At 67.8% G+C, this 14038-nt stretch carries 14 protein-coding genes; 8 read left to right on the forward strand and 6 right to left on the reverse strand.

Features of this window, described 5'->3' with window-relative positions:
* Window positions 1-1331: polyketide synthase (locus ACFY5B_RS08615; protein ID WP_389966508.1), on the reverse strand; the 1331-nt coding region annotated here is incomplete at its 3' end.
* Window positions 1332-1600: 269 nt separating this feature from the next.
* On the opposite strand from ACFY5B_RS08615, the gene ACFY5B_RS08620 reads away from it, so the two are divergent.
* Window positions 1601-2443 (forward strand): putative RNA methyltransferase, encoded by an 843-nt coding sequence (locus ACFY5B_RS08620; protein WP_389966511.1) that lies wholly within the window; start codon window positions 1601-1603, stop codon window positions 2441-2443.
* 70 nt (window positions 2444-2513) lie between these two features.
* Here ACFY5B_RS08620 and ACFY5B_RS08625 read toward each other — a convergent pair whose 3' ends face one another.
* Genes ACFY5B_RS08625 through ACFY5B_RS08645 form a run of 5 tightly spaced genes read right to left on the reverse strand, consistent with a single transcriptional unit; the run spans window position 2514 to window position 7314 of the window.
* Window positions 2514-3770 (reverse strand): glycosyltransferase, encoded by a 1257-nt coding sequence (locus ACFY5B_RS08625; RefSeq protein ID WP_389966514.1) that lies wholly within the window; start codon window positions 3768-3770, stop codon window positions 2514-2516.
* Window positions 3771-3825: 55 nt separating this feature from the next.
* On the reverse strand, window positions 3826-5037 hold the full coding sequence (locus tag ACFY5B_RS08630; RefSeq protein ID WP_389966517.1) for a hypothetical protein: 1212 nt from the start codon (window positions 5035-5037) through the stop codon (window positions 3826-3828).
* 29 nt (window positions 5038-5066) lie between these two features.
* Window positions 5067-6047, reverse strand: coding sequence for an NAD-dependent epimerase/dehydratase family protein (locus ACFY5B_RS08635; protein WP_389966519.1), 981 nt, complete (start codon window positions 6045-6047; stop codon window positions 5067-5069).
* Complete coding sequence (locus tag ACFY5B_RS08640) at window positions 6044-6259, reverse strand: ferredoxin (protein ID WP_389966521.1); 216 nt, start codon at window positions 6257-6259, stop codon at window positions 6044-6046. Before ACFY5B_RS08640 ends, ACFY5B_RS08635 begins: the two co-directional genes overlap by 4 nt.
* A gap of 23 nt (window positions 6260-6282) precedes the next feature.
* Entirely contained in the window at window positions 6283-7314 is a 1032-nt protein-coding gene (locus tag ACFY5B_RS08645; protein ID WP_389966524.1) for a cytochrome P450, read from the reverse strand.
* A gap of 485 nt (window positions 7315-7799) precedes the next feature.
* Here ACFY5B_RS08645 and ACFY5B_RS08650 point away from each other — a divergent pair, with 485 nt between their 5' ends.
* The 7 genes from ACFY5B_RS08650 to ACFY5B_RS08680 all read left to right on the forward strand — a co-directional run bounded on the left by ACFY5B_RS08650 (window position 7800) and on the right by ACFY5B_RS08680 (window position 14004).
* Window positions 7800-8567 (forward strand): TylF/MycF family methyltransferase, encoded by a 768-nt coding sequence (locus ACFY5B_RS08650; RefSeq protein WP_389966527.1) that lies wholly within the window; start codon window positions 7800-7802, stop codon window positions 8565-8567.
* A gap of 54 nt (window positions 8568-8621) precedes the next feature.
* A complete protein-coding gene (locus ACFY5B_RS08655) occupies window positions 8622-9212 on the forward strand; it encodes a dTDP-4-dehydrorhamnose 3,5-epimerase family protein (protein ID WP_389966530.1) in 591 nt (196 codons plus the stop codon).
* A 266-nt stretch (window positions 9213-9478) separates the two neighbouring features.
* Window positions 9479-10366: a glucose-1-phosphate thymidylyltransferase RfbA gene (gene rfbA, locus ACFY5B_RS08660; protein WP_389967692.1), complete on the forward strand. Its 888-nt coding sequence runs from the start codon at window positions 9479-9481 to the stop codon at window positions 10364-10366.
* A 40-nt stretch (window positions 10367-10406) separates the two neighbouring features.
* Window positions 10407-10649 (forward strand): hypothetical protein, encoded by a 243-nt coding sequence (locus ACFY5B_RS08665; protein ID WP_389966533.1) that lies wholly within the window; start codon window positions 10407-10409, stop codon window positions 10647-10649.
* A 44-nt stretch (window positions 10650-10693) separates the two neighbouring features.
* The gene (locus ACFY5B_RS08670) at window positions 10694-11512 is read left to right on the forward strand and encodes a thioesterase II family protein (RefSeq protein ID WP_389966536.1); all 819 of its coding nucleotides are present in this window, start codon (window positions 10694-10696) and stop codon (window positions 11510-11512) included.
* Window positions 11509-12732 (forward strand): cytochrome P450, encoded by a 1224-nt coding sequence (locus ACFY5B_RS08675; RefSeq protein ID WP_389966539.1) that lies wholly within the window; start codon window positions 11509-11511, stop codon window positions 12730-12732. Before ACFY5B_RS08670 ends, ACFY5B_RS08675 begins: the two co-directional genes overlap by 4 nt.
* Window positions 12733-12810: 78 nt before the next feature.
* Complete coding sequence (locus ACFY5B_RS08680) at window positions 12811-14004, forward strand: cytochrome P450 (RefSeq protein ID WP_389966542.1); 1194 nt, start codon at window positions 12811-12813, stop codon at window positions 14002-14004.
* Window positions 14005-14038: the final 34 nt, after the last annotated feature.

The raw sequence follows: 14038 nt of genomic DNA on the forward strand, positions 1-14038 counted from the left end.
CGCCCCGACACCACCACCGGCGTCACAGCCAACGGCTCACCAGCCCCCAGCTCCCCGTCCTCCGAGACCGGCGCCTCCTCCAACACCACATGCGCATTCGTCCCGCCCATGCCGAAGGACGAGACGCCGGCCAGCCGCAACCGGCCGGTTCCCTGCTGGTCCGGCTGCGGCCAGGTCTCCAGTCGCGTGGACACACGCAGGTTGAGCCGGTCCATGGGGATGGCAGGGTTGGGCGTCGCGTGGTTCAGGCTCGGAGGTACCGCGCCCTCACGGACGCACAGCGCGGCCTTCACGAATCCCACGATGCCCGCAGCCGCTTCCAGGTGGCCGACGTTCGTCTTGGCCGACCCCACGGACAGCGGTGTGCTCCGGCCCCGGGCCGTGCCGAGCACCGCGCCGAGAGCCGCCGCCTCGATGGGGTCGCCGGCAGGCGTTCCCGTGCCGTGCAGTTCGACGTAGGACACCTGGTCCGGGCCGACCCCGGCCCGTTCGTACGCCGTGCGCAGCACGGCTTCCTGGGCTTCGCGGTGGGGTGTGGTCAGGGTGGAGCCGCCGCCGTCGTTGTTGACCGCGCTGCCTCGGATGACGCAGTGGACGCGGTCCCCGTCGGCCAGTGCCCGGTCCAGAGGCTTGAGGACGACGCAGGCTCCGCCCTCGCCCCGTACGTAGCCGTTGGCGCGTGCGTCGAAGGTGTAGCAGCGGCCGTCCGGCGAGAGCGCGCCCATGAGCTCCATGCCTGCCGTGCTGTTCTCGGCGAGGATCAGGCTGACGCCGCCGACGATCGCGAGGTCGGACTCGCCACGGCGCAGGCTCTCGCAGGCCAGGTGGACCGCGACCAGCGAGGAGGACTGCGCGCTGTCCACCGCGAGGCTGGGACCGCGCAGGCCCAGGAGGTAGGAGAGGCGGTTGGCGGCCAAACCCCGGCTCAGGCCCGTCGCGGTGTGGCCGCTGACGGAGGTCTCGGACCGGTGCAGGAGCGCCGCGTAGTCGTCGGCCGCGATGCCGACGAAGACGCCGGTGTCCGTGCCGGCGAGGCTGCCCGGGACGATCCTGGCGTTCTCCAGGGCGGTCCAGCCGAGTTCCAGCATGAGCCGCTGCTGCGGGTCCGCTGCGGCGGCCTGGCGAGGGGACATGCCGAAGAAGGCGGCGTCGAAGTCGGCGGCCCCCTCCAGGGAGCCTCGCCAGGTGCCGTCGGCGCGACGCTCGATCGCGCTGCCTCCGGAGGTCAGCAGTTCCCAGAACTCTTCGATGCCAGGTGCCCCCGGAAGGCGGCAGGACATGCCGACGACGGCTATGTCGCTCGAACGCTGCGCACCACTCTTCGGGGCCATCGGAACTCCTGGTCGATCGATATGGGCTGTCACGCTGACAGAGCAGGGCCACTGTCAGCACTTGCTGAAATCGGTGAGGCCACATGCGCAGCGTTCCGTAAGGAATCGCCGGGGAATTGGCCGGTTGTCGTGTCGTGCGCGCAATTGGGGTTGATCCGCTGTGGGTGTGCGTCACGGGAATTCTTCGGCACTGCACCGGGCGGCCGGCGGCCCGGATGCCTGCGTTAAGGTTGGCCGGTCCGCCGACTCGCCCGAAGGAACGGTGCCTCATGCTCAACAGGATCGTGCGATACCTCGCCTGCCCGCACTGCGGTGCTTCGCTGGCGCTGGGCGACCGTGCACTTTCCTGCCCCGCCGGACACTCCTTCGACATCGCGAAGCAGGGTTATGTGAATTTGCTTCCGAGGGCGACGAAGCTGCGAGCGGACACAAAGGAAATGGTGGAGGCCCGGGACGCATTCCTGTCGGCGGGGCACTACGACCCTGTCATGGATGCGCTGGTCGATCTGGCGCGGCGGACGGCTGATCCGGCCGTGCCCGGTTGCATCGTCGACATCGGTGGTGGAACGGGCCACTACCACGCCAAGGTCATGGACGCGTTCCCCGACGTCGAGGGCCTGCTGCTGGACATCTCCAAATACGCCGTGCGACGTGCCGCCAAGGCTCATCCGCGGATCGCGGCCGCCGTCACCGATGCCTGGCAGACGCTTCCGATGCAGGACGCCGCCGCCGCCGTGGTGATCAACACGTTCGCTCCCCGCAATGGTTCTGAACTGCATCGCATCCTCCATCCCCGTGGCGTCCTCCTGGTCGTCACTCCCCTGCCCGATCACCTGCAGGAACTCATCGGCACCCTCGGCCTGCTGCAGGTGGACGAAGGCAAGGAGTCGCGTCTCGCGGAGCAGTTCGCCCCGCATTTCTCGGCCGTCGCCACGGAGCGGCTGACCCGGACCATGGCACTCGACCACCAGGCTCTGGCCCACCTGGTCGGCATGGGGCCCAATGCCTGGCACCGTGACGCGCAGCAGGACGACGAGACGATCCAGCGGCTGCCGGTGCCGTCCCAGGTCACGCTCTCCGTGCGGCTCTCCGCCTACCGGCTGTCGGCGTAGCGTCGCGGGCCCCGGGCCCGTCGGCCGGCAGGCGAGCGGGTTCCGGCCCGCCCGCTCGCCGGTGGCCGTCTCAGGACGCGACCCGTGATGTCTCCGCCCACTTCTCGAGGATGTCGCAGGCGGTGTCCACTCCCCGTTCCTTGGAGACCAGTTCGCCCAGCCGCCTGGCCCGGGCCGCCACCGCGGGATCGGTGACCGCCTGACGAACACCCTGTGCCAGTGCCGCTCGGCTGAACCGGGCGAAGGGCACCGGCCGTGCGGCGACGCCTGCTCTGGACAGCCGCGCCGCCCAGAAAGGGTGATCGGCGAAGACCGGCACGATGACCTGTGGCACTCCGGCCCGCACGACTTCGGCGGTCGTGCCGGCGCCGCCGTGATGGATCACCGCGGCCATCCTGGGGAACAGGGCGGCGTAGTCCACCTGGTGCAGGCGGAGCACGTCGTCGGGCAGGTCACCGTCCGGGCCGTCGACCATGACCAGTCGGCGTCCGACGCCGCGGACGGCATCGAGGGCGGCCTGGAGGGCTTCTTCCTGCCGATGGAGTGACCAGGTGCTGCCGAAGGTGAGCGCCACCGGGGGTTCCCCGTCCTCCAGGAACGCCTCCAGCTCGGCGGGCGGCTCCCAGTGCTGGTCCCAGAACCAGTAGCCGGTGACATGGCTCTGGCGCGGCCAGTCCCGTGGCTTGGGCAGCACACTGGGGCTGAAGGGGAACAGGTACGGGCGGTCGTGGCCCAGTCGGAGGAACGGGGACTTGTCGCCGAAGGGCCGAAGACCGAGTCGCTGACGGTAGCCGTCGATCTCGGGACGCCGCCACTCCCACTCGTCGCGGGCCGCCCTGCGGTGGGTGTATCGGTTGTACAGAGGCGTCAGCGGCCCGAGTCTGCGCTGCCCGGACTCGACGGCCGGGAAGGCCGCGGTCATGCTGTTGGGCCACCAGGACACCGAGGCCCATGGAGCGGGCGGGTGCCCGTACGCGGCGGCCAGGGTGAGGGGCGCGTTCACGATGAGGTCGGCGCCCTCGGCAGCGTCGTGGATCGCGTCGACGACCTGCTGCGTGTAGCTCTCCGGTGCCTCGGGCATCGCCGCGAGCATGTTCTTGAACGAGGGACTGCGCCGCAGCGCTTCGATGACCTCGGGCATGCTGAAGAATCCGTCGGGGTCCCCGGGCGAGAGCTTGTACGTCAGCCCCGCGCGCTCGACCAGCGGCCGCAGCGCGGCGGGAGCGGCCAGGGTGACGTCGTGGCCGCGGGCCTTCAGGCCGATCCCCAGAGCGACGAACGGCTGTACGTCGCCTCGGGATCCCACGCTCAGCAGGGTCACACGCATGCCGGCCCCCCGCTGCTCGGTCGGGTGTGTCCCGGTGCCTGGTGCCGACGGCTGCTCATTCGTGCCCCCCGGAGGAGACGGCGACCAGCGTCTCGAAGTCGCGCGGGATCCACGGGGGGATGCCGCCCTCGGCGTTGGTGCCCTTCTCGATGAAGGCGAGATTGTGGTACAGGTGCATGCCGACCACGTGCTGGTCGACGTACCCGGGGCGGTGGCCGCCGGCCTCCGGCAGTTCCTCGTGCTGGATCGAGTCCACGAGGGACTTGAGCAGGCCCAGGCTCGTGCCGCTGTACTGCTTCGGGTCCTCGTTGCCGCCGAAGCCGGACCAGTAGGCGGTCCACAGGTCCTCGATCACATAAAGGCCACCGGCCCGCACGTGCGGGAACAGCGCTTGGAACGACGTACGGATGTGGTCGTTGATGTGGCTTCCGTCATCGATGACGATGTCGAAGGGGCCGTACTCCTCGGCGACCGACCGCAGGTAGTCGGGGTCGCTCTGGTCGCCGCACAGGGTCGTGATGCGCGGCGCGTCGAAGTGTGACTTGTCGACGATGTCCAGCCCGTAGATCTCACCGCGGTGGAAGAAGTGCTTCCACATGCGCAGTGAACCGCCGCCCCACTCGGGGTGCTTGTAACCGCCGATACCGATCTCCAGTACGCGCACCTGCTGGTCACGGTAACTGCTGAAGTGGCGGTCGTAGTGGGGGGTGAACCAGTGCAGCGAGCCCCACTTCGGGGTCAGGTAGCGCGAGGAGAGTTCGCTGAGGTCCGGCTTGCGGGAGTGGCAGCCGGCCAGCACGGTTTGGGAGCCCTGCTGCGCGGCCAGGAAGTGCGTGCCGATGTGCTCGGCTCCCGAGCCCTCGTCGCCTTCCGACTGCGCGGCCGCGACGTACGGGAAGAGAGTGGTCCGGCGCACCCCGGTGACGTTCTCCCGCACCGGTCCGAACAGCTCCCGCGCCAGTTCCCCCAGGTCGTACTCGATACGCATGGCGACGAACGCCTCGTCCTCGGCGGCGAGGCGCACCGGGCCGTCCTTGAGGACGTACAGGTAGGAGGGGAACAGTTGGTCGCCCGCCCGGACTGTCAGCTCCACGAGGACGGGGACATCGTTCACGGGAGCGGGGCAGCGCGTGGTGATCTCTTCCAGGAGCGCACGGACGATGTCGGCCGGAGGGTGCCGGGCAGCGAGGTCCTTGAGGTCGGCGTCATGTCCGCCGGCGGCTCGGATTATTTCGCGGATCAACGAGTTCGGGACGTGCTTGGCCACGAGTTACCTTCCAGGAGTACGAGGAGGGTTCAGCGCTTGTGACGGCGGAACCAGCGAGCGGTCTCTTCCAGCCCGGTCCGCAGCGACCGGGGCTCAAAATCGATCACTTCCGACATTCTGGACAGGTCCAGAAGTCTGCTCGGGGCGCCGACCGGGCGGCTGGGGTCGAGGCGGATGCGCTCGGGCCGTCCGAGGACGGTCATCACCGTCCGGGCCAGTTCCAGGATGGAGATCTGCTCCCCGCCGGCCACGTTCATCTCTGGGTACTTACCGGTCTCCAGCAGGCGCAGCGAGGCCCGCACCAGGTCGGCGACGTGCACGAAGGACCGGGTCTGACTGCCGTCTCCCCAGATTTCGATCTCTTCACCCGCGTCAGCCTTGACCAGCATGCTCGGGATCACCCGCCCGCGGGACGGGTCGAAGCCGTCCCCCGGCCCGTAGACGTTGCCCGGTCGCACCAGGAAGACATTGGTGCCGAACTGCTCGCGGTGGAGCTTGGCCAGGATCTCACCGTAGATCTTGGACAGAACGTAACCGTTGTCCGTGTACCGCATGGACCTGCGGAAGTCGTCCTCCTCACGCGCCACCGCGGTGGGTGTCGCGCAGTACAGCTCGGAGGAGCTCATGACGACAACCTCGCCCACATCGAAGTCCCGTGCGCAATTGAGCAGGTTGGAGATGGTCCGCTGGTTGCTGTCCAGGATCTCGGCGGAGCGCTCGAGCTTGAACTGGGCGTTGCCGTCCATGGCCGCGCAGTGGACGACGGTGTCGATGGACGGCGCCACGTACTTGAAGGCTCCGCGCACGTCCGACTCGTCCCGCAGTTCCGTCCTCACGAAGCGGACCCGGCCCTGCGCCGACAACTCGGCTTGTAACTCGGGCCGTTCGGTGCGGTACAGGGCCACCACCTCAGCTCCGCGCGCATCCAGCTGCCGGACGAAGTGTGAGCCGATGAACCCCAGCGCACCCGTGACGAGCACCGTGCGGCCGGCCCAGCGGTCAGCCGTCACTCGGTGTCCCGCGGCGGGTGACCGGAACCCTCGTCGACGACCACGGCCTGCACGGGGCAGAGCTGAACCGTCTGGAGCACCCGCGGCCACAGCGCCGGCTCGGGTTCGGTGACCAGGACCTGACTCAGCCCTTCCTCGTCCTGGCGGAAAACCTCCGGCACCAACTGCTCGCACTGGCCGGCTCCCAGGCACCGGCTCTGCTGTACTGCCACCTGCACCCTGTGTCCCCCTTCCGTCACCACTCGACCGGCAACTCATGCAGCCCGAAGATCGTCGAGTCGTGCTTGACCCGCAGTGCGTCGACGCCACCGGCCAGCCTGAGCGTGGGAATGCGCTCCACCACCGCTCCCAGCGTGACTTCCAGTTCCAGCCGGGCCAGGTTCTGCCCCAGGCACTGGTGTGGGCCGTAGCCGAACGCGACGTGCTGGCGCACCGGGCGGTGCAGGTCGAAGTCGTCCGCAGAGGCGAAGGCGTCCTCGTCACGGTTGGCGGAAGCCAGCGAGACGATGAGACCGTCCCCGGCACGCAGCGTGATGCCGCCCAGCTCGATGTCCGCAGTGACCGCCCGCCGAAGGCCGTCCGCGATGGAGTGCACGCGCAGAAGCTCGTCGACCGCCTGGGGCAGCAGGGTCCTGTCCTCACGCAACTCCGCCAGCACACGGGGGTGCTGCAGCAGTGTCAGGACACTGAGGGCCACCATGTTGGCGCTGGTCTCGTGACCGGCGGCGAGCAACAGCACGGCGTTGTCCACGATCTCGGCGTGCCGCATCTCACCGGTGTGCAGCCGATCGGCGATGAGCCGGCACAGTAGGTCGTCACCCGGAGCCTCGATCTTGGCGGTGACCAACCGGTCCAGGTAGTCACGCAGTTCCAAGAGGGCGGCCAGTGACTCCTCGTTGCCGCCCACCTGTGTGGCTTGTTCGCTGCGCTCCTGGAAGAACTCATGGTCCTCGTACGGCACCCCGAGGAGCTGGCAGATCACCAAGGTGGACATGGGCAGGGCCAGTTCGGCCACCAGGTCCACCGGTCCGCGCTGTTCCAGGATCCCGTCCAGCAGCCCGTGCACCGTGCGCTCGATTCCCGGCCGCATCCCCCGGACCCGGCGCACGCTGAACTCGGATATGAGCATGCGGCGCAGAACGTTGTGGTCCGGCGGATCGATCGTCAGCAGTGACCGGAAGCCTTCGCCGTCGCCGTCGGAGGCGGAGAGCTTGGGCAGTTTGGCCGGATCGACGGTGACCCGGGGGTCGGCGAGAAGGGCTCGCACATGCTCGTGTTTGGTGATGAGCCAGGTCCTGGAGCCGTCCCACACCTGAGCCCGACATATGGGCTCGTTCTTCCGCTTCTCGGCGTACTCATCGGGGAGGCTTAAGGGGCAGGTACGCGCAAAGGGCCATGCGACACCTGGCTCCGGAGGGCTGTTGTGAACAACTTTCGAAGATTCCAAGGATTTCCTCGCACTAAACACAATCGGAGGAGCTGCATCTTCCTCGAATATGCAATCACACGGTCGGCGGCCCAGCAAGGCTCGACTCGAGCGGCCACGATGGTTAACGCACCATATCCCCCCTAATTTTCAGACAGTTGCGACACCTGTCGTGGCTGAATCTCCACCCTTGCCCGGGCGTGATCACTGTTGTTAGATGGTCACTCCATCCAGCTCATCCCCTTGAATCCAGGGACTTCAGCCGCAATGGCCCTGCCCGGAATGAGACGCCCGCTGGGCGCGCTGCTACCCGTAGGCGAGGAAAATTGACAGTCACACCTGCCGGCGCAAACCTGTACCTCGACCTTCTGAAGAAGGTCGTGACGAACATGATTTACGAGGACCAGACCAACGTCGCGGGCTTCATTACGAACAGCTCGTATTCTCCTGAGCTACGCGCAGCGGGTGAGGACTATCCGCGCGTCGCGCACACGATGATCGGCCTCAAGCGGCTCGACAATCTGCAGAAGTGCCTCGAAGACGTGCTGCGCGACGGCATACCGGGAGACTTCGCGGAGACCGGGGTCTGGCGCGGCGGGGCCTGCATCTTCGCCCGTGGTCTCTTCGAGGCGTACGGGGTGCGCGACCGGAAGGTGTGGGTCGCGGACTCCTTCCAGGGCTTCCCCAAGACCGCCGAGGACGACCATCAACTGGACGTCGACATCGATCTCGGCCAGTACAACGAGATCCTCAGCATCCCGGTCGATGTGGAGACGGTGAAGAGGAACTTCGAACGTTACGGGCTCTTGGACGACCAGGTCCGTTTCCTCCCCGGCTGGTTCAAGGACACGATGCCTACCGCACCCATCGAGAAGCTCGCAGTGCTGAGGCTCGACGGGGACTCGTATGCAGCCACCAAGGATGTGCTCACGAACCTTTACCCCAAGGTGTCGGCCGGCGGATACATCATCGTCGACGACTACTGCATTCCGGCGTGTCGGCAGGCCGTGCATGAATTCCGGGACGAGCACGGCATCACAGATGAGATCCACCAGATCGACCGCCAGGGTTCCTACTGGAGACGCTCCGGCTGATCCCCCCTCGGCCGAAGCTGCTCACCTCTGCCAGTGCGAAGGACGTGCAACGCGATGCACCCACTCAGCATCGAGGGGGCCTGGTCGCAGGAACCCGTCATCCACTCCGACCACCGCGGGAGATTTCACGAGTGGTTCCAGGGCGAGAAGTTCCGTCAGGCGTTCGGTCATGATTTCCCGGTGGCCCAGATCAACGTCGCGGTGTCCCAGCGCGGCGCGCTGCGCGGCATCCACTACACCGAGGTCCCGCCCGGTCAGGCCAAATACAGCGTGTGCGTGCGCGGAGCGGGCCTCGACGTCGTCGTGGACGTCCGCACCGGTTCACCGACCTTCGGGCGCTGGGAGATCGTACCCATGGACGCGGAACGCAACACCGCCGTCTACCTGACCGCGGGACTGGGCCGCGCCTTCCTCTCCCTCACCGACGACTCCACTCTCGTCTACCTGTGCTCCTCCGGGTACGCCCCCGAGCGCGAGCACTCCATCGATCCACTCGACCCGGACCTCGGCATCGCGTGGCCGGCAGACATCGAACCGCTGCTCTCCGACAGGGACAGGAACGCCCCGACCATCGCGACAGCCGAACGACTCGGACTGCTGCCGACCTATCAGGCTTGGCAGGAGCAGCAACGGGCGGAGGCATAGTGCGTCCGAAAGCGCCCCGCCGTGCCGGAGGCCATCCCGGCACAGGTATGCGCGACCAGGATTCCTTCCCTCGCCGCCGCCTGACAATCCCCGGCGGTTCGGAAACCGCTGCACCGCCTCACGGCAGGCCGGAAATCCCCCCTCGTCTTCGACATCCACGAGACGGCACCACGTCTGCCGGCCTTCAGAGAGCGTCTCCATCCCCCAATCGGCAATGAATGCCTCGGAGGACCACGTTGTTCGAGACACCGCGGAAACGCCCCAAGGTGAGGGGGATAGTCCTTGCCGGGGGCAGTGCCACTCGGCTGCAGCCGCTGACCGGTGCGATTTCCAAGCAGCAGTTACCCGTCTATGACAAGCCCATGATCTACTATCCACTGTCGGTGCTGATGCTGGCCGGCATCCAGGACATCCTCATCATCTCCTCGCACCAGCACGTGGAAACGTTCCAGGTCATGCTCGGTGACGGCTCTCGCATCGGCATACACCTCGATTACGCGGTTCAGGACGAGCCGCGTGGTATCGCCGACGCGTTCCTGGTCGGCGACAAACACATCGGAAACGATCGGGTTGCGCTCATTCTGGGCGACAATGTCTTCCACGGCCCTGGATTCTCCAGCGTGCTGAAGAACTGCCTCCAACGCCTCGACGGCTGCGAGCTGTTCGGCTATCCGTCCAAGTCCCCCGAGCGCTACGGAATCGCCGAAATCGACGCGCAGGGGCGCTTGTTGTCGCTGGAGGAGAAACCGAAGCGTCCCCGCTCCAACCTCGCGGTCACCGGGCTGTACTTCTACGACAACGACGTGGTCGAGCTGGCGAAGGGACTCAAGCCTTCCGCCCGCAACGAATTGGAGATCACCGATGTCAACCTCTCCTATCTGGCGCAGAACCGGGCGCGACTGACCCAGCTCGGTCGCGGATTCGCGTGGCTGGACATGGGGACGCACGACTCTCTGCTCCAGGCGGGTCAGTACGTCCAACTGCTGGAGCAGCGCCAAGGCGTACGCATCGCCTGCATAGAGGAGATCGCATTGCGTATGGGATTTATCGATGCGGACACCTGCTACCGGCTGGGCGAAGAGCTGAGCGCCTCCAGCTACGGGAGCTACCTCATGGAGGTCGCTTCGGGACTCGGGGCGACGCGCACCGGTTGATCACCCCTCCCCCACAGCACGGCAGAAAGGCGGATCGATCATGCGCGTCCTGGTGACCGGGGCGGCGGGCTTCATTGGCTCGCACTTCGTAAGACAGGGCCTGTCCGGCTCCTATCCGGAGCCGGCCGACGCCCACGTCCTCGCGCTGGACAAGCCCCCCCACGCCGGAAAGATCGCCGAGGAGCTGGGCTGGGCTCCCCGCGTCGCCTTCGAGACCGGCCTCGCGAAGACCCTCGACTGGTCCCGGGCCAACGGGACGTGGTGGAAGGCGCTGAAACCGTGACGCCCGCAAGCGGACCACCCCGGAGGGAGAGGCCTGCCGGGACCGTGCCCGGCTCCACCGGCGCGGACGACCTCTGGCTGCGCCGCTTCCGGCCCGTCGCCGACCCCGCGCTCCGGCTGGTCTGCCTTCCCCATGCCGGCGGCAGCGCCAGTGCCTTTCTCCCTTTCACCCGGCTGCTTCCGGACTCGCTCGAGGTGCTCGCCGTCCAGTACCCCGGGCGGCAGGACCGGCGCCTGGAGCCGTTCGTGGACACCGTCGACGGCTTGGTGGCGCACATCGTCGCGGCTCTCCAGCCCTGGCTGGACCGGCCGGTGGCGCTCTTCGGCCACAGCCTGGGGTCGTTGGTGGCCTTCGAGACCGCCCGCCACCTCGAGCGACAGGCGCCGGGAGCCGGGGTGGCGCACCTGTTCGTCTCCGGCCGCGTCGCCCCGACCGTCGCCCTTCGGACCGCCACGCATCTCCTGAGCGACGACAAGCTGATCGCCAGGCTCGCCGAACTGCAAGGTACCGACCCCCGTGTGCTGGCCGACCAGGAGGTCCTGCGCCTGGCCCTGCCCGCCATCCGCAACGACTACCGAGCCGCCGACACCTACACCTGGCGCCCGGGGGCGCCCCTCGCCTGCCCGATCACCGTGCTGACGGGAAGCGAGGACCCCCACGTCCCCGCCGACGGAGCCCGGGCCTGGCACCGACTGACCACCGGGACGACGGCATTCCATTCCTTCCCCGGGGGCCACTTCTACCTCGCCGAGCACGCCGAAGCGGTATGCCGGACGATCCAGACGGGGACCGGGCTCGCCGCACAGCGTTCACAGCACCCAGCCCCTCCCGCCGTCCCCGTACGACCGAGAGAGTTCTCATGACGTTCAGCTGCCCGGTCTCCGAGGCTCACCCCTACCCTTTCTCCACCTTCGACGGCGTCGCGCTGGATCCTCTCTACAGCCATCTGCGGGAGCACGAACCCGTCTCCCGGGTCCGTATGCCGTACGGGGGCGAGGCCTGGTTCCTGACCCGGCACGCCGATGTGAAGGCGGTCCTGGGCGACCAGCGGTTCAGCATGGAGGCCGGGGCCGGACGCGACGTGCCCCGGCCCACCGAATACCCGCTGCCCGCGGGCGGCCTCATCTCCATGGACCCGCCCGAGCACAGCAGGCTTCGGCGGCTGACCGGGCAGGCGTTCACCGCCCGCCGAGTGGAGGAACTGCGCCCGCAGGTCTCGCGGTTCACCCACGAGCTGCTCGACGACATGGTCGCCCGCGACGATCCGTCCGCGGAGATCATGGAAGATCTGGCCCTACCCGTGTCGATCTCCGTGATCTGCAAACTTTTGGGCGTCTCGTACGGCGACCGCCATCGTTTCCGTGACTTCTCCGAGGCGCTGGTCTCGTCCTCCCTGAGTCCCGCGGAGGTACAGCAGGCGACCGAGGATTTCACCGCTTACATGGCGGTGCTGGTAGCCGACCGCCGCGCCCGGCCCACCGACGATTTCCTCAGCACCTTGGTCCAGGCCCGCGACGAAGGTGACCGGCTCTCCGAAGCCGAGCTTCTCATGATCGGCTCCGGCCTGCTGATCAGCGGCTACGAGACCACGGCCACCCAGATCGGCAACTTCGTCCACATCCTCCTCAGCGACCGCCGACTCTACGACAGCCTGGTCGCCGACCCGGGCCTGGTTCCCGCCGCCGTCGAGGAACTGCTGCGCTTCACCCCGCTGAGCACCATGGACGGATTCGCTCGCATCGCCCTCGAGGACATCGAGATCGGCGGCACGCTCATCCGCGCGGGCGAGGCGGTCATCACCTCGATCGCCTCCGCGAACTTCGACGCCACCGTATTTCCCGGTGCCGATTCCCTCGACTTCACACGCCCCCAGAACCCGCACCTCGGCTTCGGTCACGGCGTCCACTACTGCATGGGCGCCCCCCTGGCACGGCTCGAACTGCAGGTCGTGCTGAGCACACTGGTCGAACGCCTGCCGGGACTACGACTGTCCGTCCCTGCCGGCGAACTCCGCTGGCGGACCGGCTCCCTGCTGCGCACCCCGGAGGCGGTCCCCGTCACGTGGGACGACCCGGCTGAGTGATCCGCCACAAGCTCCGCCCTGGGCAAGCGGCCGGCGGCGGACGAGAAAGAACCCGACCGACTCGATGTGGGGCCCGAATTGAGCAGGACGAAGTCCGCACCCGTCTCCTATCCCTTCAGCCGTTCGGAGGGACTGGAACTGGACGAGACGTACGAGCATGCCCAGAAGAGCGAAGGACTCCTATGGGTCCGCATGCCGTACGGGGAGCCTGGCTGGCTCGTCTCCCGTTACGACGACGCGCGTTTCGTCCTCGGCGACCGGCGGTTCAGCCACGCCGCGGAGGCGGAGAACGACGCGCCGCGCATGCGGGAACTGCGGACCCCCAACGGCATCCTCGGCATGGACGCACCTGACCACACCAGGCTGCGTGGGCTGGTGACCAAAGCATTCACTCCGCGCCGCGTGGAGGCCATGCGACCGCGTGTCAGGGAGATGACCGCGTCGCTGCTCCGGGACATGACGGCGATCGGTTCGCCTGTCGACCTCGTGGAGCACTACGCCGTCCCGATCCCTGTGGCGGTCATCTGCGGCCTGTTGGGCGTGCCCGAGGAGGACCGTGCGCTCTTCCGCGGCTGGTGCGACATAGCGATGTCCACCAGTTCGCTCACCGCCGAGGACCATGTGCGGCTGGCCGGCGAGTTGACCGGCTATCTGGCAGACCTGGTCGCAGACCGTCGCGCCGCCCCGCAGGACGACCTCGTATCGGCACTCGTGGAGGCCCGCGACGCCGAGGGCCGGCTCTCGCAGGACGAGTTGGTCAACCTGATCGTCTTCCTGCTGTTCGCCGGACACGAGACCACGGCCAGCCAGATCAGCAACTTCGTCCTGGTCCTGCTCGAACAGCCGGACCAGTTGGCCCTCCTCCGCGACCGACCGGATCTGCTGGACAACGCGGTGGAGGAGCTGACGCGATTCGTTCCGCTGGGCAGCCAAGCGGGGTTCCCGCGCTACGCCACCGAGGACGTCGAGGTGGGTGGGACTCTGGTGCGGGCGGGCGAGCCGGTTCTGATCCAGATGAACGCGGCCAACCGGGACGCCCTGCGCTTCCCCTCACCCGGCGTGCTCGACATCACCCGCGACCACGCCCGCCAGCATCTGGGTTACGGGCATGGTCCGCATCACTGCCTCGGTGCGTCCCTCGCGCGACTGGAACTCCAGGAGGCACTGCGGACCCTGCTCGACGGACTCCCCGGGCTGCACCTCGCTCAGGGCGTCGAGTGGAAGACGGAGATGGTGGTGCGGGGGCCGCGCAAGATGCTCGTGGCCTGGTGAGCGTCGTGACATGGCGCGAGGTGAGCGGCCCCGG

The sequence above is a fragment of the Streptomyces sp. NPDC013187 genome (assembly GCF_042899705.1).
Classification (GTDB): domain Bacteria; phylum Actinomycetota; class Actinomycetes; order Streptomycetales; family Streptomycetaceae; genus Streptomyces; species Streptomyces hawaiiensis_A.